This is a genomic window from Planktothricoides sp. SR001 (assembly GCF_001276715.1).
In the GTDB taxonomy this organism is placed as follows: Bacteria; Cyanobacteriota; Cyanobacteriia; order Cyanobacteriales; family Laspinemataceae; genus Planktothricoides; species Planktothricoides raciborskii.
In genome coordinates, this window is record NZ_LIUQ01000021.1 from 21,218 (window position 1) to 44,435 (window position 23,218).

Here is a 23,218-nt window from a genome sequence, read left to right on the forward strand (position 1 = left end):
TTCTCTATTCTCTTTTCTCTATTCTCTTTTCTCTCTTCCCCACACACCCCACACTTCGATGGCGGCTTCCCACACACCCCACACCCTACACCGATGGCGGCCCCACACCCCAGGGTCTGGGTCAGCTTAAAAAATATCTTTGCGACCCCGCAGACGGGCAAAGGTTTGTACTGGGTCTTGGCTGTCTACCGCTGACTGTAATGCCGGTTGATCCCAGCGCAAGAAAGGATTGGTGCGTTTTTCCAGCCCCAGAATTGATGGGACGGTGGGTTGAGATAGCGATCGCGCGGTTTTCACTTCAGCAAAGCGCTGTTGTAAATCTGGGTTATCCCCATCGACGGTTATGGCAAATTGCAGATTACCGAGGGTGTACTCATGGGCACACCAAACTTGCGTCGAGTCCGGTAAATTGCGTAGTTTGCTCAGGGAGTTGACCATTTGTGCGGGGGTGCCTTCAAATAATCGGCCACAACCTCCAGCAAATAAGGTATCTCCACAGAATAAATGGCCGGTGTCTTCGACCGCATTGGGCGGAAAATAGTAGGCAATGTGACCGCGAGTATGTCCGGGAACAAAGAACACTTGACCTGTGCGATTCCGCGAAGCGGATCCCTTGCGGGAATCGCCAAATTCCACGGTATCGCCTTCCTCAAGAAAGACTTGCTGACCAGGAATTCGTCCCCGATCCTCTGCCCCCCCGTACACGATCAGATTGGGGAAGCGTTCCATCAGCGATCGGTTGCCCCCCACATGATCGCTATGATGATGGGTGTTAAAAATTGCCACCAACTCAGCCCCTAGTTCTTCAAGCTTTTGTAACACCGGGGGAGCCACCGCCGGATCCACCACAGCCGCAATATTTTTCTGAGCGTCGTATATTAAGAAAATATAATTATCAGACAGCGCCGGAATTCGATAAATTTGCATAGAACCATGCCTCCATGAGCGGAAATTTATTCAGTTAAATTTTAATCTGCTTCCGGGGGACAAAGAAAAATCAATCCTCAGTAGTACAATAATGAATACTCACTATCCGGTTAAGACCGATCGCTAGATCATTCCCTATGGTTAGACAAAATCCAATTCCCGTCAGTTCAAACATTCATCAACTGATTACACGAATTGTCGAATCCAATGAAATTGGCAGAAGGGAACAGTTACAACTCACCTCTGCTATGCTAAGGGATAAGAATCTTACCGAGGAAGATCGCCGACAAATCAATCGGATCTTCGATCATATCCAAAGCGGGCGCATCAAAATTATCGATCTTTAGTCGCTCTCTAAGAATTGTTTGGTAAATATTAAGCCACTGAAACAATATAAGGAATTTGCAAGTGAGTAACAAAAAACAAATGATTTTAGTGACTGGGGGCGCTGGATATATTGGCTCCCATGCAGTTTTAGCCCTGAAACAAGCCGGTTACGATGTGCTGATTCTTGATAATTTGGTCTACGGTCATCAAGAAATTGTTGAGGAAGTTTTACAGGTGCCATTGGTGGTCGGGGATACCTGCGATCGCCCTTTGTTAGACCGCATTTTTTCTACCCATGATATTGCCGCTGTGATGCACTTTGCCGCCTATGCTTATGTGGGAGAATCTGTCACAGAACCAGCCAAATATTATCATAATAATGTGGTGGGTACTCTCACTCTTTTAGAAGCGATGGTGGCGGCAAACGTGAAGAAATTTGTCTTTTCTTCTACTTGCGCTACTTATGGCATTCCCCACAGAATTCCTCTCACAGAAGACCATCCCCAAAATCCGATTAATCCCTACGGGGCGACTAAATTAATGGTGGAAAGAATTCTCCAAGACTTTGACCCAGCTTATGATTTCAAATCCGTAAGTTTTCGCTATTTTAATGCGGCTGGGGCTGACCCAAATGGCCAACTGGGAGAAGATCACAACCCAGAAACTCATCTCATTCCTTTAGTGTTACAAACTGCTTTGGGCAAACGAGACTCTATTGGAATTTTTGGCACGGATTATGAGACTGCCGATGGCACTTGTATCCGAGATTATATTCATGTGAATGATTTGGCCAGCGCCCATATTTTAGGTTTAGAGTATCTGATCAATGGAGGAAATACAGACTTTTTTAACTTAGGCAATGGCGGCGGTTTTTCCGTTAGAGAAGTGATTTTACAAGCAGAAAAAATTACGGGTAAAAAGATTAAAGTGGTAGAGAGCGATCGCCGTCCGGGAGATCCTCCGGTGCTCGTGGGTAGTAGCGAAAAAGCCAAAACAATCTTAGGATGGTCGCCCCAATACTCAGATTTAAAGGATATTATTGCTCATGCTTGGCAATGGCATCAAAAACGTCATGGTTAAGTCTAGGCAGCATTAATAGCCAACATTAAAAATCATGGTTCTTCAGTCAGGTGGTAAGATGGCTCCCCTAGTATCAATCATTATCAATTGTTATAATCAATCTCACTACCTGGAAAGGTCAGTTAAAAGTGTTTTAGCCCAAACTTTTACTGACCTAGAATGCTTGATTGTGGATGATGGTTCCACGGATAATACTCGGCAGGTGGCGGAGAATTTAATGGCTCTAGATTCGCGAGTCAGATATTGCTATAAAGAGAATGGTGGTTTGCCCGCAGCCCGCAATTTTGGGGTAAAAGAAGCGCAAGGAGAATGGATTCAATGTCTGGATGCGGATGATTGGATCCACGAAGATAAAACCCGATTTCAGTTAGAGCATTTAAAGGGTTGGGAAAATCAAGATATTGTCTTTTATTGTGATTACGAGCGAGTGTTTATTGATGCGGATGAAAAGATTGTGGACAGACAGCCCAATATTATCGGTGACTTGAACCGAGAGCAATTAATTCAACGGTTATTGATTCCCGATTTTTTGGCAAATTCCCCCCATCCTGCCCTGCAACAATGTATGTTGATGAAACGCAGTATTTTCCAAAAATGTCAGTTTCCCGCAGAGATGAAAGCCCTGGGAGATAGATACTTTGGGGTGGATATTCTGGTGAACGGTGTCACTTTTGTTTATACCCCGATGGTGGGGGCATTCTATACAAAACACCAGGGAAATCGCACGAACAGTTGGAACTATATGCAGAATTATTATCTGTTATTTTATGAAAAGGTTTATCGAGAACAGCCAAGTTTACGGAAACTTTGTAATATTGGCTTAGAGTTTCTGGTGAATGAGGCGATTCGGGATAAAAAATCAGCAACTTTTGACCGTTTAGTCAATATCCTCGAAGTCCCGATCGCGCTCAAAATCTGGAATATGCGCTGGCAAATTTCCGGGTCTACTGGACTTAGGTTGGCTTATGGGGTGCGATCGCTCATTCCCAGCTTTTTATTATATGAAAAATACCAAGGACCGCGCTCGAAGAAAGTGATTAATTTTATAGCCAAGCTAGGGTTAAAAAAATAATCCAATCAAAAATAAAAAATTATTATGATAAAAGCATTTGAGCATACAGTCAATCTCAAGCAAATATAAGCTAAGGAGTTATTTGAAATCTTGGTGAAAGTATCTTTAGTCGTCAGTGATTTATCCGGGGGAGGAGCAATTCGGGCGTTTCTCCTGGGGCAAGTGCTAAAACAACTGAACTATCAAGTCCAAGTGATTGGCTTTCAATTTGGTAAAGAAATTTACGCGATTCCGCCCCAGGGTTTCTCCGTGGATGAGGTAGCGGGAGAAAATTATCCCGGTTTCCTGAAAGCTGCCCAAAAGCTGCTGCAAAAAATTGATGGAGATATTATTTATGCGGTCAAACCCAAGCCCACTAGCTTTGGCGTATCCCTGCTGAAGAAACTGCAAACCCGTCGTCCTTTATTGTTAGATATGGATGACTGGGAATTGAGTTGGTATGGGGGGGATGATTGGCAATATCGCCCCGGTTCTCTGAAGCAATTTTATCGCGATATTTTTAAAGAAAATGGCCAATTGCGATCGCCCGATCATCCCTTGTATGTGAAGTGGATCGAAAACTGGGTTCACCTCGCTGATGCCATCACCATTGATACGCAGTTTTTACAAGACCGCTTTGGCGGAATTTATATTCCCAATGGCAAAGACACAGATATGTTTGACCCGGAAAAGTACCACCCCGCCGCGAGTCGAGAAAAATATGGACTTTCTGGTTATCGAATTTTGATGTTTCCCGGCGCCCCGCGACCCCACAAAGGAGTAGAAGATGTTTTAATGGCTTTAGATCGATTAAATCAGCCGGATTTCCGGTTAGCCATTGTCGGCGGCAGCCCTTATGATGACTATGACGATCGCCTCATGGAAAAATGGGGACGTTGGATTGTCAAAATTCCCAAGAGTCCAGTGGAGAAGATGCCGGAAATTTTGGCCGCTGCTCATCTGGTGGTGGTGCCTCAACGAGATACCTTGACCGCCAGAGCCCAGTTTCCCCTAAAGTTAACCGATGGCATGGCGATGGCCAAACCTGTTTTATCGACAAAAGTTGGGGATATTCCCGAAATATTAGGGGACACTGGGTATTTGGTTGAACCCAATTCCCCGGAACAAATTGCCCGGGCAATTGCCAATATTTTCCAAGACTTTGAGTTGGCTAATCAAAAAGGTATGAATGCTCGGAAAAAATGCGTTCAATTTTATAGTTTAGACGCAATGGCGGCATCTTTAGAATTGTTAATCTCTGGTTTATAATCTGAATTAATTGAGCCAATAGAGCCAGCGATTCCCTTGTCCTCCGCAAGCGGATCGCATCGAACTGGCAAAACCATTACTGATATTTCCCTGAAGATTTTTTTGCTGAAAACTTCCTAGAGTAGATTTAAGCAGCCTCTCTGAGAATTTGTAGAGTTGAGGCGATCGAGTGACGAAGTTCGGTAATTTTGCTAAGGTTATTGGTGAATATCCATATTTCACCGCTCATTGGGGATTGATTAACCCATCGAAACCCTCCGCAGGCAATAATGACTCCATATAAATTTCTCCTAAAATTTGCTCGCAGACAGCCGGTCTGGATTCTCATCACGATTATCCTAGGTTGGACCGGTGCTTTGTTCAATGGGGTGAGTACAACTCTGATTGTACCATTGTTACTGGGATTTTTAGGACAAGAACTGAAATTTGAACAAGCTCCCCCTTTTCTGCGCTACACTCTATCCCTATTCGATAACCTCCCGGCTAAGTATCGCCTCCTATATATGATGGGCATCATTCTGCTAGGTATTTTGTTAAAGAATGGTGCGATCTATGCCAGCACTGTGGCTTCTGCTTATGTGTCCAAACAATTGGTGAGAGATATTCGCCTTGCGGCGATCAAGTTACTATTAGATGTAGACCTGGATTTTTACTCTAAAACTAAAATTGGCGATGTGATCAATTCCATTGGCCAAGAAGTGAGCCGTGCAGCGGGTGCCATTCGCTTGGGAATTCAAATGGTGGTTCATGGCATTACTATTTTAGTATTTATTGCTATTCTGATCTCGATTTCCTGGCAGCTAACATTAGTCGCTCCATTTATTTTAGTTTGGGTGCCTGTTTTGTCTCAGTTTGTGATTAATAGATCGCAAAAATATGGAGATTTTTTGTCCCAATCATCGAGAGCATTTTCGGGGAAATTTATAGAAATATTAAATGGAATTCGTCTGGTGAAATCAACTAGCAGTGAAGCTAGAGAATATGACATTATTGTGCAAAGAATTCTGGATCGGGAAGAAGCTGAATTAAAATCCGAGATGAACTATGCCCTAACTGCCCCAATTAATGAAATTAGCGCAGTGAGTGCCTTGTTAGCCATGATTGCGATCGGTAGGGTTCTGTTTGCCAATCAGATCGATTCATTGTCTGCGGTTCTCTTAACTTATTTATTTGTGCTGAATCGGATGATGGTGGTGGTGGGACAATTAAATAGTACCCGTAGCCGATTTGCTAATGCGGTCCCTGGGGCTGTGATTGTGAGTGAATTTTTGCGCCTTGATGATAAGCCGATCATGCAAAATGGTTATATTCCCTACCAGGGAATTCAAAAAGAAATTCGGTTTGAGGGCGTCTCTTTTTCTTATCCGAGTAGTTCAGAATTGGTGTTAGATGAGATTAATTTAACGATTCCTCGAGGCACGACTTTGGCTTTAGTGGGGGGATCGGGGGCAGGAAAATCGACTTTGGCGGATTTAGTGCCCAGATTTTACGATCCAACCGCTGGAAAAATTACCATTGATGGAATTGATTTAAGAGATTATGACTTTACCACCCTGCGAAAAGCAATGGGGATTGTGAGTCAGGAAACTTTTTTGTTTAATGATTCGGTGCGAAATAATATTAGTTATCCCCGTCCTGATGCCAGTGAAGCGGAAATTATTCAAGCGGCAAAGCAGGCGAATGCTTATGATTTTATTGTGCAGTTGCCCCAGGGGTTTGATACGGAAATTGGCGATCGCGGGGTGATGCTTTCCGGGGGACAACGACAACGCATTGCGATCGCCCGTGCCCTGTTGAGTAATCCGGATATTTTGGTCTTAGATGAAGCCACCAGCGCCCTGGATACGGTTTCCGAACATTTAGTCCAACAAGCGATCGAACGGTTAAGCAGCGATCGCACCAGCATCGTCATTGCCCACCGACTCTCCACCGTCCAAAAAGCCGATCAAATCGTCGTCCTGGAAAAAGGAAAAATCATCGAAATCGGCACTCATATAGAACTCTTAAAGAAAGGTGGTCGCTATACTCACTTATACTCCCTGCAATTTTCCAAAGACTCACAAGAACTGTTGCTAAAACGAGCTCGCAATGAAACTTTAATGAATTCTTCTTATGAAATCCGCACCCGTTTAAACCCGATGATTGGATTTCTCCGGTTACTGGTGGACAATGCTGCTGATTCAGCGGAAGAACGGCGGGAATTAACCCAAGAAGCTTATGAATCAGCCATGCGTCTGCTTGGCACTTTAGAATATCTCGAAAGTAGTGCCAAAGAATCGATTGATCCTTAATAAATTAGATATAAATTAGATGTTTATCTCCCAAATTTATGACCCTACCCAAATCAGCCAGCATGGGCAAATTTTTCCTCCGCACCACTCTTGTTGTCCCGTTTCTGATTCAAATTATCGCCACGGTTGGCTTAGTGGGGTATCTTTCTTTCCGCAATGGTCAACGGGTTGTCACCGACTTAGTGGGTCAGCTACAAGGGGAAATTAGTTCTCGAGTTAGAGAACGGGTTCAAGTCTATCTGGCTACACCACCCCTGGTGAATCAAATCAATGAAGATGCGGCGCGGTTAGGGTTGCTAGATTTTTATGACTTAGCCATCGATAGAGACTATTTGCGGCGTTATTTTTGGAACCAGGTGCAGCGTTTTCCAACCATTGGTCATGCGGGAATAGGGAACGAGGATGGACAATATTTACGCATGGGCTGGGTCAACCGTTCGGTGGGGGACGAACAACCGCAACTGGCCGAACAATTAGAATGGGGAACCGGCGATTTAATTTATTACCTACTTGACCAGAATGGTAATCCCACTGAGGTGGCTAAAAAGACTCCGAATTATGATGTCCGTAAGCGTCCCCTTTATGAGACGGTGCTGAAAAATAATCGAGCCGCTTGGAGTGAAGTTTATATTAATTTTGGCTATGGTTCACTACAAATTAATGCCAGTTCTCCCTACTACGATGAGCCGGGAAAGTTGCTGGGGATTTTCACTTGTCAGATGGGACTCGATCAAATTCAGGGTTTTTTGCAGACGTTGCAGGTGGGGCGGTCTGGTCAGGTGTTTATAATTGAACCTTCGGGAGAACTTATTGCTAGTTCTTTGAAAGACCAACCCCTAACCGTGGGCAAAGATAGTTCCCAAAGGCGTCTGACCGCCCAAGAAAGTAGCGATCCCATTATGCGTGCGAGTATCGATTTTCTCCGCCGCAAAATTCAGGATTTGCCCACGCTTCAAGAGGCAACGCAATTAGATTTTCAACTGGATAATCAACGCTATTTTCTCAAACTTTCCCCTCTAAGAGATAAATATGGGTTGAATTGGTTGATTGTGGTGGTTGTCCCGGAAGCGGACTTTATGGATCAAATCAATGAGAATACTCGCAATACATTCGTGTTGTGTTTGCTGGCATTGGCGATCGCGATCGCCTTTGGGATGTTGACCGTGAGTTGGATTACCAATCCCATCCAACAAATTACCAAAGCCTCAAAAGCGATGGCTGATGGTGATTTGAATCAATATATTCAACATAGTCCCATTATTGAAGTGGATCGATTGAGCAGTTCTTTTAATTGGATGACCGCACAACTAAAAGATTCCGTAGAAGCTTTACGTTTGGCAAATGAAGAATTAGAAAACCGGGTGGAACAACGCACGCGGCAATTGAGTCAAGAAAAAGAGCGATCGGAACAACTGTTACTGAATATTTTGCCGGTGGAAATTGCCGATCGCTTAAAAAGAGATGAATCCCCCACGGAACATTTTGAAGAAGTGACCATTCTGTTTGCGGATATTGTCGGATTTACCAGTCTTTCGGCGGAGATGGAACCGATGCAATTAGTGGCCGGACTAAATCAAATTTTCTCCGCCTTTGATGGGTTGACGGAAAAGCATGGCCTAGAAAAAATCAAAACCATTGGCGATGCTTATATGGTGGTCGGGGGATTACCGATTCCCCGTGGAGATCATGCGATCGCGATCGCGGAAATGGCCTTAGAAATGCAAGCTTACATGGCCAATATGCCCAGGGATTTAGGTCATGCCCTACAAATCCGCATTGGCATTAATACTGGCCCGGTAATTGCCGGAGTCATTGGCATCAAGAAATTTATTTATGACCTGTGGGGCGATGCGGTGAATGTCGCTTCCCGCATGGAATCTCACGGCAAACCGGGCTATATTCAGGTGACAGAAACAACATATAACCATTTAAAAGAGCAATATATCTTAGAACCCAGGGGAGCGATTTCGGTCAAGGGTCGGGGAGAGATGATCGCTTATTGGCTGGTGGGCAAAAAATCTTTGGCCTTGGCTAACCCTTCAATGCTTCAATAATCTTCACATTTGCTTGAGGAAAGGTAAATTGCTCCAACTGATCCAAGTTGACCCAACGGACTTCATCACATTCTAACGGTTGCGGTTCCCCCGCCAAGTGACGGCAATGATGCACCATCAGGGAAACTCGAAAATGAGAATAGGTGTGCTCTACGGTAATCAGGTGCGCTTGGACGGCGATTTCTATGCCTAATTCTTCCCTAATTTCTCGCTGAATACAAGCTTCTACGGTTTCTCCCGGTTCAATTTTGCCGCCGGGAAATTCCCATAAACCACCGTGAAGTCCATGGGCTTTGCGGCGGTCAATTAAAATTTGTCCGCGATCGTTCCAAATCACGGCAACGCCAATGCATTTATGGGGAATCGGTGTCAGGGTTTCACTCATAAGTATTTTTGGTTGTTGCTTGAGTTAGGGGTTTGAGGCAGGGGTTTGAGGCAGGGGTTTGAGGCAGGGGTTTGAGTCAGTTAAACAAAACAAAATCAGGCAGACTGTTCTGGGAGCCTGCCTTGCTCGCTTGTAGCGATGTTGAGAATATCAATAATGCGGGTTGGACATAAATGACTGGGATCATGGAGTCAACGGAACACAAGCGAATAAGTTTAAAACTGATCCCCGTGGGAAGATTTCGGCTCATTTAATTGCAGCGATCGCTCAAAAGACATCCGTTGTTCGGCATTTCTGAGGAAATAACCGCTCATCATCGCCGAAGCTAGTAATCTGCCCAAATGTTCCCGACTGGTAGTCACCATCATCCCAAAATGTTCGGGTGGTAAATTCCCTAACAGTCCCATAATATTTCGCTCAATCACTTGAAAGACTTCATTGGTGGTAGGCTGGGATAACTGAGAAATGGTTTCTGGACTCATAGATTGGACATATTGCCAGAGCAAATTATTGCCCTCACGGTCATGGTTGGTAAATTCTGGAAATTGATTCGACGAATTATTCATGGCGCATAACCTCCGAGATCAAAGACCTGCTCACAAATTGCTAAAGGATACTATTATCAAAGACTTTTCAGTAAGCTCATTTTTAATTTAGCAATGATCGGTTAATCCGCAGGTAGGATTAACCGATCTCCCATAGACGGGTTATCTACTAATATTCTAACTTTTTATTTTAAATCTACCAGTAGGCTGGGCAAGATTTTCCCCATTAATGTAGGGTGGGCAAGATTTTGCCCACCCTACCAGTAGTAAGGTGGGCAAAGTTTTCCCCATTAATGTAGGGTGGGCAAAATTCATTAATGTAGGGTGGGCAAGATTTTGCCCACCCTACCAGTAGTAAGGTGGGCAAAGTTTTCCCCATTAATGTAGGGTGGGCAAAATTCATTCTAGTTAGCTGGCGACATATTCGTTCATATCCGCTTTGCGCTTGCGTAATTTGGCCAGGGCTTCCCGTTCAATTTGCCGCACCCGTTCCCGACTAATTTTTAGCCGATCGCCGATTTTGGCCAAAGTCATGCCCTGTCCGTCTTCCAAACCAAATCGCAAGGCGAGGACTTCTCTTTGTTGGGGAGTTAATTCCGCCATCATGTTTTCTAAGTCCGATCGCAACGAGGCTTGAGTGGCGTAATCTTCCGGTGACGGGCCGGTATCTTCCAGCAATTCTCCCAGTTCCGTATCCTGGTTATCCCCGACTCGTAAATCTAAGGACAAGGGATGTCTGGCTCGTTCTAGGTATTCCCGAATTTGTTTGCCGGTCATTTCCAGTTCGGCGGCCAACTCATCAATGGTGGCTGCCCGCCCCAGTTGTTGGGAGAGTTGGCGTTGCGCTTTTTTAATTTTATTCAGTTTTTCCGTAATGTGAATGGGCAGACGAATGGTGCGACCTTTTTCGGCGATCGCCCGAGTAATTGCTTGGCGGATCCACCAGTAGGCATAAGTGGAAAACCGATAACCTTTACTCGGATCGAACTTTTCCACACCGCGCTGCATTCCAATGGTGCCTTCTTGAATTAAATCCAGCAAATCCACATTCCGTTTAATATATTTTTTCGCCACCGAAACCACTAAGCGCAAATTCGCTTCCACCATTTTTCGCTTGGCAATTTTACCTTGGGCGATCGCTTGAGACAGGTCGGCTTCGGTAATTTCTGCGGCGATCGCCCATTCTTCATCAGTGGGTTCTCGATGTAATTTTTCCGCCAATTCTTGTTTAAGTTGTTGCAGGGAGGTTAATCGCTGCACCTGCTTACCCAGAACAATTTCTTGTTCATGGGTTAACAAAGGAACCTTCCCAATTTCTCGCAGATAGGTGCGTACTAAGTCTGTAGAACTTTGACCGATTTTCATGGCAATAAATTAATTATGATTAACGACAGTTGAACCCAATTTATCCAGTGGTTAATTAAGGGAAATGGAAAGATGATCCTGAGAAATCAATGGGATTGATTTCACTGCTTGTTGGATGCCTACTATGAATCTGTCTGGATTTTCTTCCCCTTCAGTTATTTTCGGGAATTTTTCTGACAACGATAAATTAAAAAGTTAAACAAGTGAATTGAGGAAAAATAAAATTTTCCCTCTGACCAAACATCCGTCACAAATCTATTTCGATCGCAGTTTTCCCAATATCAGCAAATGGATACGGGAGTTGAATATCACTGACTCACGGCTTGATTTCCTGTACCGACGGATACTTTAGTCGGTTGAAATGTCAAGGTTTGCATATATTGTCGGCAGAGTATCTCGTCCGTTGAGCCTGCGATAATGCTACGCATCGCTATCGCTGGTATGTTAACAATTGTAACATTTATTAAAAAATTGTCTAGTCCTCCGCACCCTTTCTCCTCAGAAAAGTCAGAATTATGCTAGAGATTACCCAGGAATCACCCAGATAAATGCATCATGGAAAACATTTTGAAGATTTTTTTTGTCAACGCTCCGGAAATGAGCCGGATCCGTGATTGGCGATTTGTCACGAACAATGAGAGGGCGATCGGCCATGATTATGCTTGCGATATCGAGGTTTTCCGGGCTATGTTTTCCTGGCGATTCCGGGGAAAATGACGGTTAAATGAAATTGGTTAATGATGTAGATATCAAGTGAATACTCTGTTATTTTTGAGTAACTTTGCTCTTTAGAGAAGGTAGAAACATCAGTTTATTCTAATTCGGAAATCCCCGCTGCGGAAAATCCGGGGAAAACTGGCTAATTTCATTGGTTTTTCTGATGATTTGAGTAAAAATTACTTATTTTTTTGGCAAAAAATTATGCCGCCGAAAAAAGTGACGGGGTAAAACGGAAATAATTTTAGAAAAAATTAATCTTTTGCCAAGGATTTAAACATCAATTATTCTGATGGCGATGATAACAGCAATTGATGAATATCCCAAAAGTCCAGAGGCAACAAAAAACCCGGTTTTTTTGAATGAAAAAACCCCCCTTTGACCGCCATCGGGCAGGGGGGGTTTTGTATCAGCTAGACCCTTAAAAAATCAACTAACCTAACCAATATATTCCTGAAGTGCTTTCACCTCTAGGGGTTGGGATTTCAGGGTGCGAATGGCCGCTACCGTAGCCTTGGCTCCAGCAATGGTGGTGATAATCGGCAGTTTGTAATCCAGGGCAGTACGACGAATGCGTCGGCCTTCCGCTTGGGCATCTTCCCCAGAAGGAGTGTTGATAATAAATTGAATGTTTTCATTCTTAATCCAGTCGATCACATTCGGGCGACCTTCATAGATTTTCAACACTAAATCTACGTCATTAATGCCGTTTTCCTGTAAGACTCGTCGCGTCCCGGAGGTGGCCACTACCTTAAAGCCCAACTGGACTAACTCCTTGACCACGGGAACCACCGCATTTTTGTCGCGATCGCTCATGGAAACAAACACCGTCCCCCCGGTAGCTAGTTTCACACTTGCGGCCATCTCTGCTTTGGCAAATGACTTGCCAAAATCGATGTCAATGCCCATTACTTCCCCAGTGGAGCGCATTTCTGGGCCAAGTAAGGTATCGGCACCAGGGAATTTATTAAAGGGCAGCACCGCTTCTTTCACGGCAATATGTTCGGGGATGACTTCAGCGGTAAATCCGAGAGATTGTAGGGTTTCCCCGGCCATGATCCGGGAGGCGAGTTTGGCCAAGGGGACGCCGATCGCCTTAGAGACAAAGGGTACAGTCCGAGAAGCGCGGGGGTTGGCTTCCAAGATATAAACTTGTGGGTCATAGCCGCTGGCGCCCGCCACCGCATATTGAATATTCATCAAGCCCACCACTTTGAGGGCTTTGGCAATTTGATAAGTCCAAGTGCGGATCTTATTCATCACCGAGGGGGATAGGGTGATCGCGGGAATAGAACAAGCGGAGTCCCCAGAGTGAACCCCGGCTTGTTCGATGTGTTCCATGATGCCGCCAATGACTACATTGCCCGTAGCATCAGCGATCGCATCCACATCCACCTCAATGGCATTTTCCAAGAAGCCATCAATTAAAATCGGGTGGTCCGGTTCTACCTGCACCGCGAGGGTCATGTACCGTTCCAGTTCACTATCGGAATAGACGATTTCCATTGCCCGTCCCCCTAACACATAAGACGGACGCACCACCACCGGATAGCCGATTTTTTGGGCGACCACCAGGGCTTCCTCGTAGCTGCGGGCAATGCCATTGGGGGGCTGCTTAATATTCAGCTCTCGGAGGATTTTCTCAAAGCGTTCCCGGTCTTCGGCAATATCAATAGAGTCAGGAGAGGTGCCCCAAATTTTCGTATCTAAGCCCGGAGTTAAGCCGTAGGTTTCCGGATCGTTCAGGGCTTTCTCAATGGGTACGGCCAATTTCAACGGGGTTTGACCGCCAAATTGAATAATCACCCCTTGGGGATTTTCCGCTTCAATAATATTCAGCACATCCTCTTTGGTCAGAGGTTCAAAGTAAAGCCGGTCTGAGGTGTCGTAGTCCGTGGAGACGGTTTCCGGGTTGGAGTTGACCATGATGGTTTCATAGCCGTTAGCCCGCAGAGCATAAGAAGCATGACAGCAGCAGTAGTCAAATTCAATCCCTTGACCAATGCGGTTCGGGCCACCACCGAGAATCATTACCTTGGGTTTGTCGGAGCTCCTGACTTCGGTTTCCGGTTCGTAGGTGGAGTAATAATACGGCGTATAAGCTTCAAATTCAGCGGCACAGGTGTCTACCAGTTTGTACACGGGGGTGACGCCGAGTTGTTTCCGGTAAACCCGCACTTGGTCTTCGGTGGTCTTGGTGGCATAAGCAATTTGCCGATCGCTATATCCCTGACGCTTAATCTCAAACATAAGCTCTTGGGTGAGATTTTTCAGGGGAGTGCGTTTGAGGAATTTTTCGGTTTCCAGTAAATCGCTCATTTTATCTAAGAACCACGGGTCAATGCCGGTGATTTCATAGATTTCCTGATTACTCATCCCCATGAGCATGGCATGACGCAGGGTAAAGATGCGGTCTGGGTTGGGAGTACGCAACCCGGCGCTAATTTGTCCTAAGCTGGGGAGCACTTCGTCGCGATCGCACCCCCAACCAAAGCGGCCAATTTCCAAACTCCTTAAGGCTTTTTGTAAGGATTCTTGGAACGTCCGCCCGATCGCCATCGCTTCGCCCACGGACTTCATCTGGGTGGTTAAAACCGGCTTGCTTCCGGGGAATTTCTCGAAGGCAAACCGAGGAATTTTCGTCACCACATAGTCAATGGTGGGTTCAAAACTGGCTGGAGTCTTTTGGGTAATATCGTTAGAAATTTCCGGCAAGGTATAGCCCACCGCTAATTTAGCCGCAAATTTGGCGATCGGAAATCCCGTGGCTTTGGACGCTAAGGCTGAAGACCGAGATACCCGTGGGTTCATCTCAATCACCACCACATCCCCGTTCACCGGATTGACCGCAAACTGAATATTCGACCCGCCAGTTTCTACGCCAATTTCCCGAATAATGGCGATCGAGGCATCCCGCAACCGCTGATATTCTTTATCCGTCAGGGTTTGGGCTGGAGCCACCGTAATCGAATCCCCCGTATGCACCCCCATCGGATCCAGGTTTTCAATGGAGCAAATAATCACCACATTGTCCGCCAGATCCCGCATCACCTCAAGTTCATACTCTTTCCAACCCAACAGAGATTGCTCAATCAAAATCTCGGAAACTGGGGAAGCATCAATCCCTGCTTGGGCCATTTCTTCAAATTCTTCTTGGTTGTAGGCAATGCCACCCCCGGTGCCCCCTAGGGTAAAACCCGGACGGATAATCAGCGGATAGCTGCCAATTTGTTGTGCCACCGTCTTGGCTTCATCAATATTATGGGCAATTCCTGACGGGCAGCATTGGATGCCGATTTTTTCCATCGCTTCTTTAAAAAGCTGCCGGTCCTCGGCTTTTTCAATGGCCGGTAACTTCGCCCCAATCAGTTCCACCCCATACTTGTCTAACACGCCATTTTTGGACAGGTCAACCGCAATGTTTAAAGCGGTTTGACCCCCCATTGTCGGCAGCATCGCATCGGGACGTTCTTTGGCGATCACCTTTTCCACCATTTCTGGGGTCAGGGGTTCCACATAAGTCCGGTCAGCGGTTTCCGGGTCGGTCATAATCGTGGCTGGGTTGGAGTTCACCAGTACCACTTCATATCCTTCTTGTCTCAAAGCCTTGCAAGCTTGGGTGCCGCTGTAGTCAAACTCACAAGCTTGACCAATAATAATCGGGCCGGAACCAATGAGGAGAATTTTTTTGATATCGTCGCGACGAGGCATAAGTATATACTCCCACGGAATATTTTTGACTGAGTAGAATTATTTGCTAACAGAATTTACGCAAATCTTCTCTTAGCTATCAGCTATTTGCTATCGGTTATCAGCTATGATTAATTTTGCTGGGAGCGAAACATTTCGCCCCTACTGTTATTGGTTGTTGGTTGGTGGTTATTGGTTATTGGCTATTGGCTATTGGCTATTGGGGATGATCGGTTCAAATAACGAATAACCAATCACTCATAACAATATTAAGCGGCAAATTCTACGATTTTACTTACTCAATTTAGTCAGATGTTAGTCAGATGAGTCAGAGTCGAGCCGGTCTATCTAGACCTGTCCGGGCAAAGTAGCCCGGTGATAGTCATTTAAAATCGACATTTGACAGTGACTCTTTAAATCCACCACATTTTAAGGGGTTTTGTCTAGATCGTCCCAACTGCTTTCGGCCATTTTTCCAAGGTTTGATGACTTAAGGCCAAAAAATCAATTTAATATTTGCTATTTGTTATTTGTGATTTTGGGGACGGGAATCAAGGCATCTCTGGCGGTTGTCAGCGAAATTAGTCTTGATGGTATGCCTAAAAATTGCCAGGAGCTAAACCTCAATTGCCCACATCCGTTGCCCACATCCGTTGGTGGTGCCTTACGTTCCACTTCGTTCTACGCTTCGCACCCTACTGTTAAAAAAAAGAGATCCATCTCTGGGTATTGCGTAAAATAAGCAACAAGGGATAACCAATAATCAAGCATTAACAAACAACAAACAACTTGCCAAAAAACAACAAATAACAAATAACAAATATGCTAATCATTGCCAACTACCATCTCAGAGAAATTCTTTATCAAAGTAGTCACTCGGAAGTTTATCGGGGGACAAGTACCGTTGATGGACGACCGATTATTCTGAAAATATTTAGCGATCGCTACCCGGTTCGGGAAAAAATTGCTCAGTTTCAGCGGGAATATGAAATCACCAAAAGCTTAAATCTCCCTGGGGTGATTAAAGTTTATGAATTTGGCCGCTTTGAAAGCCAAAAATCAGGGGTTTTTAGCGATCGCTACGGGATGACTTTAGAAGATTTTGGCGGCACCGCTTTAAACCAGTTGGGAATCCTGGGCAAATTATCTTTAGACAAGTTTCTCAAATTAGCCATTGCGATCGTGCGAATTCTTGAAGCAGTGCATACGCAAGAAATCATCCACAAAGATATTAATCCCAGTAACTTGGTACTCAATCCCAACACTGAAGAAATTAAACTGATTGATTTTGGGTTAGCCACCCTTTTCTCTCAAGAAACAGCTACCTTTCAACCGCCCAATCAATTAAAAGGCACTTTGGCGTATTTAGCGCCGGAACAAACCGGACGCATAAATCGGCGCATCGACTATCGCACAGATTTTTACTCATTAGGGGTCACATTTTATCACCTCTTAACCGGACAATTGCCTTATGCTAGTCAAGATTCTTTAGAAATAATTCATAGTCATCTCGCCAAAGAAGCGATTCCGCCTCATCTAATTTCCCCCCATATTCCCCCAGTGGTTTCCGAGATTATTCTCAAATTGATGAAAAAAAATGCCGAAGCTCGCTATCAATCTTGTCAAGCAATTGCAGCGGATTTATCCGAATGTTTACGCCAATATCAAAGCCAGGGAAAAATTGAATCCTTTACCTTATGCCAGAAAGATTTTTATGCCAGATTTCAAATTCCCCAGAAACTATACGGACGAGACAAAGAAATTGCCCGGCTGATGAATGCTTTTAATCGAATCGGTGGTTCAGCGATCGCTCCCGTTGAATTATTCTTAGTTGCGGGCTATTCTGGAGTAGGCAAATCGGCGTTAGTTAGAGAAATACAAAAACCAATTACCGCCCATCAAAGTTATTTTATTACAGGCAAATTTGACCAATATCAGCGGCATACTCCCTATCTAGCATTTACCGAAGCCTTTCATCAACTCTGCGAGCAACTTCTGGCGGAAAAACCCGAAATTTTTACTCAATGGAAACAGCGGTTACAGAAAGCCGTGGGCAAAAATGGCCAAGTCTTAATTGATGTGATGCCTGATTTAGAATTAATCATTGGCAAACAACCCCCTGTGGATCATTTAGGAACCCAAGAAGCGCAAAATCGCTTTGAATTAGTTTTTAGAGAGTTTATCCAAACCTTATGTCAGCCCGATCGCCCGTTAGTCTTATTTATTGATGATTTACAATGGTCAGACCAAGCATCATTAAGGCTATTAGAGATGATTGTCACCAATCAGCGTTTGCATCATTTACTGGTGATTGGGGCTTATCGGGATAATGAAGTCAATGCTACTCATCCGTTGATGCTGACTTTAGAAAATATTCAGAAAAACGGCGGACTAATCTCGGTGATTACTTTAGAAAATTTACCCTGGGATGAAGTGAATGCTTTTATCGCCGATTCTTTGCAACGTTCAAATAAAAAAAATCTCAAATTTTTAACTAATTTAATTTATCAAAAAACTCAAGGTAATGTTTTTTTACTGGTCAGTTTTTACAAGCTTTAATTAGCGAAAAATTAGTCATATTTTCTCCATTTCGGGGAGAGTGTATCTGGAATATTGCCCAAATTCAGGCGAAAAATTTTTCTGATAATGTCGTAGACTTGATGGCGGAAAAACTGAGTAAGTTATCGGCAAAAACTCAGCAAATATTACGGTGGGCGGCTTGTATTGGCAATTCTTTTGATTTGGAAACTTTAGGGATTATTTCGGAAAGCTCCCCGGTTGAGGTATTCGCTGATTTATCACCGGCTTTGAATATGGGGTTAATTTGCTTAGAGAGCGATATTGCATCCGCAAAGCGACCGGATATTGCATCCGCAACGAGGAGCGATCGCTATCGGTTAATCAATGGGGAGAATACAGGGGATATTCTCCAGGATATTGCCGGGGAAATCAGATTGTATTTTATCCATGACCGAGTACAACAAGCGGCGTATTCACTGATTGATGAGGAGCAAAAACAAGCGACTCACTTAAAAATTGGTCGGTTACTTTTAGCCAATACCCCAGAAGCCAGTTTAGACTCGGTAATATTTGATGTGGTTTATCAGTTTAATCAAGGTTTGAATTTAATTGAAGACCTCCCGGAAAAATTAGAGTTAATCCAATTAAATTTAGCTGCCGGGAAAAAAGCAAAAGCAGCGAATGCTTATAACTCCGCTGGGGAGTATTTCCAAATTGCCTTAAACTTTTTACCCGAATCTAGCTGGCAGACCTATTACTCATTAACCCTAGAAGTCTATACCGAATTAGCCGAAACTGAATATTTACTCGGCAACTATGCCCAAATAGACCAATTAGCGGAAATTGTTAAAAGCCAAGCAAATTGTGCCTTGGATAAAGTCAGAATTTATTTAACCAAGATTTTAGCTTACAGTGCCCAAAATCAAATGAATAAAGCCTTGGACACTGGGATATTTTTCTTGAACCATATGTTACAGATATCTTTAAAAAAAGAACCTCCCGTAGGTTTGCACGTTGAACAGCTTTATGACCTGCCAGTGATGACTGATGTTTATAGCCAAGGAGCACTGAGAGTTTTAATGACGTTGTTTGGACCGGTCTATATCACGGAACCCAGCTTATTACCTTCATTGGCTTATACAATGGTAGATTTATGTGTCACTTATGGCAACGATCCGCTGGCGGCTTATGCTTATGGCTTGTATGGAATGTTATTATGTGGTGTGTTAGGAGAAATTGAATTAGGCTATCAATTTGGCCAGTTAGCCCTGAAAATATTAGATAAGTTTTCTGCCTGCGAAATTTATTGTCGAGTCACGAATAAATTTTACTCCTTTATTATCCACTGGAAAGAACACGCTGCTTTAGCCCTGGAACCTTTACGGCAGAAAACTATCCCTGTGGGATTAGAAACCGGGGAAATCGAGTTTACTTGTTATGCCGCTACTAACTATTGTCATAATGTGGCGTTACTGGAAGAAAATTTAGCGATCGCCTCTGAGAAAATTACTCCTTATTTAGAATTAATCCAAAGTCTGCAACAAAATTTTCAACTTTATTATGCTCAGATTTGGCTTCAATATCTGTGCAACTTGCAGGGGCAATCGGGAGATCCGAAAAAACTAGACGGTGCAGCTTTCCCTCAAGAGAAAATTTTGCCCCGCTTGATAGAAATTCAAAATCTTGCTTCTCTTTATTGTTTTTATCTCACCTCAACGATGCTGAATTATTTATTCAAAGATTATGAAGCAGCGATCGCATCGGCGGATTTAGCCGCGCAAAATGCTAGAGGAATTGTGGGATTATTTCCATTTACTTACTACCAATTTTACCAGTCTTTAGCTCTATTAGCGGTTTATCCGAGGCGGTCATCAGCGGAGCAGTTAGAAATTTTATATCAGGTGAATAAAAATCAAGATCATTTAAAAATTTGGGCAGACCATGCGCCAATGAATTATTTACATAAGTGGCAGTTAGTCGAGGCAGAGAAATCCCAAGTGATCGGCAACTATTGGCAAGCTGTGGAACTATATGAACAGGCAATTAAAGGATCAACTAAACACAAATATATCCAAGAACAAGCTTTGGCATACGAGTTGGCCGGTGAGTTTTATTTGTGGCAAGGAATGGATAATTTTGCCAAAAATTATTTACAGGAAGCTCGTTATACTTATCTGCGGTGGGGGGCTGAGGCGAAGGTGACAGATTTAGATCGGCGGTATGCTCGATTTTGGCCGGAAATTTTTGCCAAAAAACAAACCAGTCAGAATATTGTAGTTGAAGATAATTCCCTATTATCTAGTCAAACTTTAAATAGCCAAATCGATTTAACCAGTATTATTAAAGCTTCCCAAGCTTTAACGGGAGAAATTGTCTTGCCAAATTTGCTGGAAAATATCCTGAAAATTTTAATGGAAAATGCTGGAGCAACTCAAGGTTATTTGATTTTAGAAAAAAATGGCCAATGGGTGATTTACTCCGCTGTCAGCTTTTCGGCAAGAACTGGAGAAATTTTGCAGTCAATTTCCCTGAACCAATTGGATAAAATTAAGTTTCCTGCGAGCATTTCTCCAGGAATTGTTAATTATGTGATGCGAAGTCAAGAAACGGTGGTTTTAGATGATGCGCTGAATCCACCAATCCAATTTACCCAAGACCATGATATTATAGAAGGGCAGTCTAAATCTATTTTGTGTTTACCTTTGCTGAATCAAGGGAAGTTGGTGGCGATTCTTTATTTGGAGAACGATCTGACTACGGGGGCATTTACCAAAGAAAGATTGACGGTGTTAAATTTATTGGCATCCCAAGCGGCAATTTCCCTAGAAAATGCTAAACTTTATACGGAATTACAAGCTAGTGAAGCAAAGTTAAATCAAATTTTAGAATCTTTGCCGGTGGGGGTTTCATTTCATGATATTACCGGACGAGTAATTTATCTGAATCAAACGGGCAAACAACTCATTGGTCAAGATGCTAAACCGGAAGTTTCTCCCGCAGAAATTGCTCAGGTTTATCAAGTTTATGTGGCTGGAACTGATGAACCTTATCCCGCAGAAAAAAATCCGGCTTTACGATCGCTTAAAGGAGAAATAGTCCTGATTGATGATATGGAAGTTCGTCGATCGGATGGCTATTCCCGATTGTTGGAAGTGCGATCGCATCCCATATTTGATGCTCAAGGAAATGTTATTTATGCGGTGACTTCCTTTGCGGATATTACCGAACGAAAACAAGCGGAAAAACTCCTGGCAGATTACAACCGCACTCTAGAAAATCAAGTGAGAAAACGCACGGAAGAATTAGTTAAATCTACGGAATTAGCCGAAAAAGCTAATCAGGCTAAAAGTACATTTTTGGCCAATATGAGTCACGAGTTACGCACGCCTCTGAATGCGATTCTAGGCTTTACTCAATTAATGAGTCATAGTCCAAGCTTGCCCAAAAGCGATCGAGAAAATTTGCAGATTATTCAACGGAGTGGAGAACATCTATTACAACTGATTAATGATATCTTGGATGTGGCCAAGATTGAAGCAGGACGGGCGACCTTAAATGAAAAATATTTTGATTTACATCAATTACTTAAAGATATTGAGGGTTTATTTGATCTCAAGGCCAAAGAAAAAGGTTTGAGTTTAACTTTGGTGATGAGTCCAGACCTGCCCCAATATGTACAAACGGATCCGATGAAGTTGCGGCAAGTGTTGCTCAATTTGTTGAATAATGCGATAAAATTTACGGAAAATGGGGGGATTTCTGTAAAAGCGGGCATCGTGCCGAGTGCCAATCAGTCTCAGTCTTTGAACGGCCATCGCTTGTGCCGAATTTTCTTGGAAGTGGAAGATACTGGGTCAGGAATTTCTCCGGAAGATTGCGATCTCTTATTTCAAGCTTTTGTCCAAACTGAAACGGGGAAAAATGCTCAAGAAGGGACGGGTTTAGGGTTAGCCATTAGTCAAAAATTTGTGCAAATGATGGGGGGTGAGATTACAGTTATCTCCCAGGTGGATCGAGGCAGTTGTTTTCGCTTTGAAATTGATGCCAAACTGGTCGATTGTTTGACCGTAGAACATAAATTAAGCGATCGCCATGTAGTAGCTTTAGCCCCCAACCAACCCAGTTATCGGATCTTATTAGTAGACGATCGCCCAGATAATCGGCACCTCCTAGTCAAATTACTCAGTCCTTTGGGGTTTGAACTCCGAGAAGCGGGCAATGGTCAAGAAGCGATCGCCCTTTGGCAAAAGTGGGAACCCCATTTAATTTTTATGGATTTGCGAATGCCGGTAATGGACGGCTACAAAGCCACCGAAGAAATTAAATCCACCGCTAAAGGACAAGCTACGGCGATCGTTGCCCTGACTGCCAGTGTCTTCGATCAAGACCGGAACTTGATCTTAGATGCAGGATGTGATGATTTTATTCGTAAACCCTTCCGCGAGGCCGATATTTTTACCGTTCTGGAAAAACATCTGGGGGTGAATTTTATCTGGGGTGAACAGATACCCGTTCCCGTAACAGAAACCCAAGATGTCAACCAAATCGTGGCTGCCCTGCAAACGCAACCCATAGAATTATTAGACCAATTAGCTGTAGCCGTGCAAGAGTGTGACATGGAAAAAATTTCCCTAACGGTGGCAGAAATTCGTCACCATAATCCCCCTTTGGCGGAAAGTCTGACAGGTTTAGCGGATAACTTTGCCTATTTGGAAATTCTCCAGTTAATTCAAAATGCAAAGCAAAAGACCTCTGGGCTTGACCCAAAAATTCAGCCCATTGAATACCGGGGTGAGAGTCGCGATCGCTGATTTCTGCTACAATTCTGAGTGTTCAGGGAAAATCAAGAGGTGCTGGGAATCGTTTCTGCCGTTTTAATTCTGGCAATTCAGTTATAATTTTAGCAAACGCCATCAACTCAAGGATTATTTCATTTTTTCATCTCTGATATTAGAGAACGAGCGGGAATTTTCTGATAGTAACGTTTTTCCGAAAGT

Annotated in this window: 12 protein-coding genes; 7 read left to right on the top strand and 5 right to left on the bottom strand. The window is 43.8% G+C overall.

The window, feature by feature from the left end:
• Positions 1–126: 126 nt before the first annotated feature.
• A complete protein-coding gene (gene gloB, locus AM228_RS14025; protein ID WP_054466735.1) occupies positions 127–927 on the bottom strand; it encodes a hydroxyacylglutathione hydrolase in 801 nt (266 codons plus the stop codon).
• 426 nt (positions 928–1,353) lie between these two features.
• Between gloB and galE the strand changes: the two genes are divergently transcribed.
• From galE to AM228_RS14055, 5 genes are all read left to right on the top strand, one after another.
• Complete coding sequence (gene galE, locus AM228_RS14035; protein WP_156331793.1) at positions 1,354–2,334, top strand: UDP-glucose 4-epimerase GalE; 981 nt, start codon at positions 1,354–1,356, stop codon at positions 2,332–2,334.
• Positions 2,335–2,368: 34 nt separating this feature from the next.
• A complete protein-coding gene (locus AM228_RS14040) occupies positions 2,369–3,406 on the top strand; it encodes a glycosyltransferase family 2 protein (RefSeq protein ID WP_231636796.1) in 1,038 nt (345 codons plus the stop codon).
• 93 nt (positions 3,407–3,499) lie between these two features.
• Positions 3,500–4,654: a glycosyltransferase family 4 protein gene (locus tag AM228_RS14045; RefSeq protein WP_054466739.1), complete on the top strand. Its 1,155-nt coding sequence runs from the start codon at positions 3,500–3,502 to the stop codon at positions 4,652–4,654.
• 269 nt (positions 4,655–4,923) lie between these two features.
• Positions 4,924–6,945, top strand: a complete 2,022-nt coding sequence (locus tag AM228_RS14050; RefSeq protein ID WP_054466740.1) for an ABC transporter ATP-binding protein — start codon at positions 4,924–4,926, stop codon at positions 6,943–6,945.
• A gap of 38 nt (positions 6,946–6,983) precedes the next feature.
• Positions 6,984–8,999, top strand: a complete 2,016-nt coding sequence (locus AM228_RS14055) for an adenylate/guanylate cyclase domain-containing protein (protein ID WP_054466741.1) — start codon at positions 6,984–6,986, stop codon at positions 8,997–8,999.
• Here AM228_RS14055 and mutT read toward each other — a convergent pair.
• The 4 genes from mutT to carB form a co-directional block, all read right to left on the bottom strand.
• Positions 8,977–9,384, bottom strand: a complete 408-nt coding sequence (gene mutT, locus AM228_RS14060) for an 8-oxo-dGTP diphosphatase MutT (protein WP_054466742.1) — start codon at positions 9,382–9,384, stop codon at positions 8,977–8,979. The two genes, AM228_RS14055 and mutT, sit on opposite strands and share 23 nt — an antisense overlap.
• A gap of 215 nt (positions 9,385–9,599) precedes the next feature.
• Positions 9,600–9,950: a DUF760 domain-containing protein gene (locus tag AM228_RS14065; RefSeq protein WP_054466743.1), complete on the bottom strand. Its 351-nt coding sequence runs from the start codon at positions 9,948–9,950 to the stop codon at positions 9,600–9,602.
• Positions 9,951–10,337: 387 nt separating this feature from the next.
• On the bottom strand, positions 10,338–11,294 hold the full coding sequence (locus AM228_RS14070) for an RNA polymerase sigma factor, RpoD/SigA family (protein ID WP_054466744.1): 957 nt from the start codon (positions 11,292–11,294) through the stop codon (positions 10,338–10,340).
• A 1,155-nt stretch (positions 11,295–12,449) separates the two neighbouring features.
• On the bottom strand, positions 12,450–15,722 hold the full coding sequence (carB, locus tag AM228_RS14075) for a carbamoyl-phosphate synthase large subunit (RefSeq protein WP_054466745.1): 3,273 nt from the start codon (positions 15,720–15,722) through the stop codon (positions 12,450–12,452).
• Between the two features lie 801 nt (positions 15,723–16,523).
• Between carB and AM228_RS14080 the strand changes: the two genes are divergently transcribed.
• Positions 16,524–18,260, top strand: a complete 1,737-nt coding sequence (locus AM228_RS14080) for an AAA family ATPase (protein ID WP_072160769.1) — start codon at positions 16,524–16,526, stop codon at positions 18,258–18,260.
• A gap of 101 nt (positions 18,261–18,361) precedes the next feature.
• Complete coding sequence (locus tag AM228_RS14085) at positions 18,362–23,032, top strand: response regulator (RefSeq protein WP_054466746.1); 4,671 nt, start codon at positions 18,362–18,364, stop codon at positions 23,030–23,032.
• The last annotated feature ends 186 nt before the right edge of the window (positions 23,033–23,218 follow it).

What these genes read in the sequence shown, in the direction of transcription:
- AM228_RS14040 (WP_231636796.1), top strand. Translation starts at nt 2,369, where the DNA reads ATGGTTCTTCAGTCAGGTGGTAAGATGGCTCCCCTAGTATCAATCATT.
- gloB (WP_054466735.1), bottom strand. Translation starts at nt 927, where the DNA reads ATGCAAATTTATCGAATTCCGGCGCTGTCTGATAATTATATTTTCTTA.
- carB (WP_054466745.1), bottom strand. Translation starts at nt 15,722, where the DNA reads ATGCCTCGTCGCGACGATATCAAAAAAATTCTCCTCATTGGTTCCGGC.
- mutT (WP_054466742.1), bottom strand. Translation starts at nt 9,384, where the DNA reads ATGAGTGAAACCCTGACACCGATTCCCCATAAATGCATTGGCGTTGCC.
- AM228_RS14050 (WP_054466740.1), top strand. Translation starts at nt 4,924, where the DNA reads ATGACTCCATATAAATTTCTCCTAAAATTTGCTCGCAGACAGCCGGTC.
- AM228_RS14080 (WP_072160769.1), top strand. Translation starts at nt 16,524, where the DNA reads ATGCTAATCATTGCCAACTACCATCTCAGAGAAATTCTTTATCAAAGT.
- AM228_RS14065 (WP_054466743.1), bottom strand. Translation starts at nt 9,950, where the DNA reads ATGAATAATTCGTCGAATCAATTTCCAGAATTTACCAACCATGACCGT.
- AM228_RS14085 (WP_054466746.1), top strand. Translation starts at nt 18,362, where the DNA reads ATGGCGGAAAAACTGAGTAAGTTATCGGCAAAAACTCAGCAAATATTA.
- galE (WP_156331793.1), top strand. Translation starts at nt 1,354, where the DNA reads ATGATTTTAGTGACTGGGGGCGCTGGATATATTGGCTCCCATGCAGTT.
- AM228_RS14070 (WP_054466744.1), bottom strand. Translation starts at nt 11,294, where the DNA reads ATGAAAATCGGTCAAAGTTCTACAGACTTAGTACGCACCTATCTGCGA.
- AM228_RS14055 (WP_054466741.1), top strand. Translation starts at nt 6,984, where the DNA reads ATGACCCTACCCAAATCAGCCAGCATGGGCAAATTTTTCCTCCGCACC.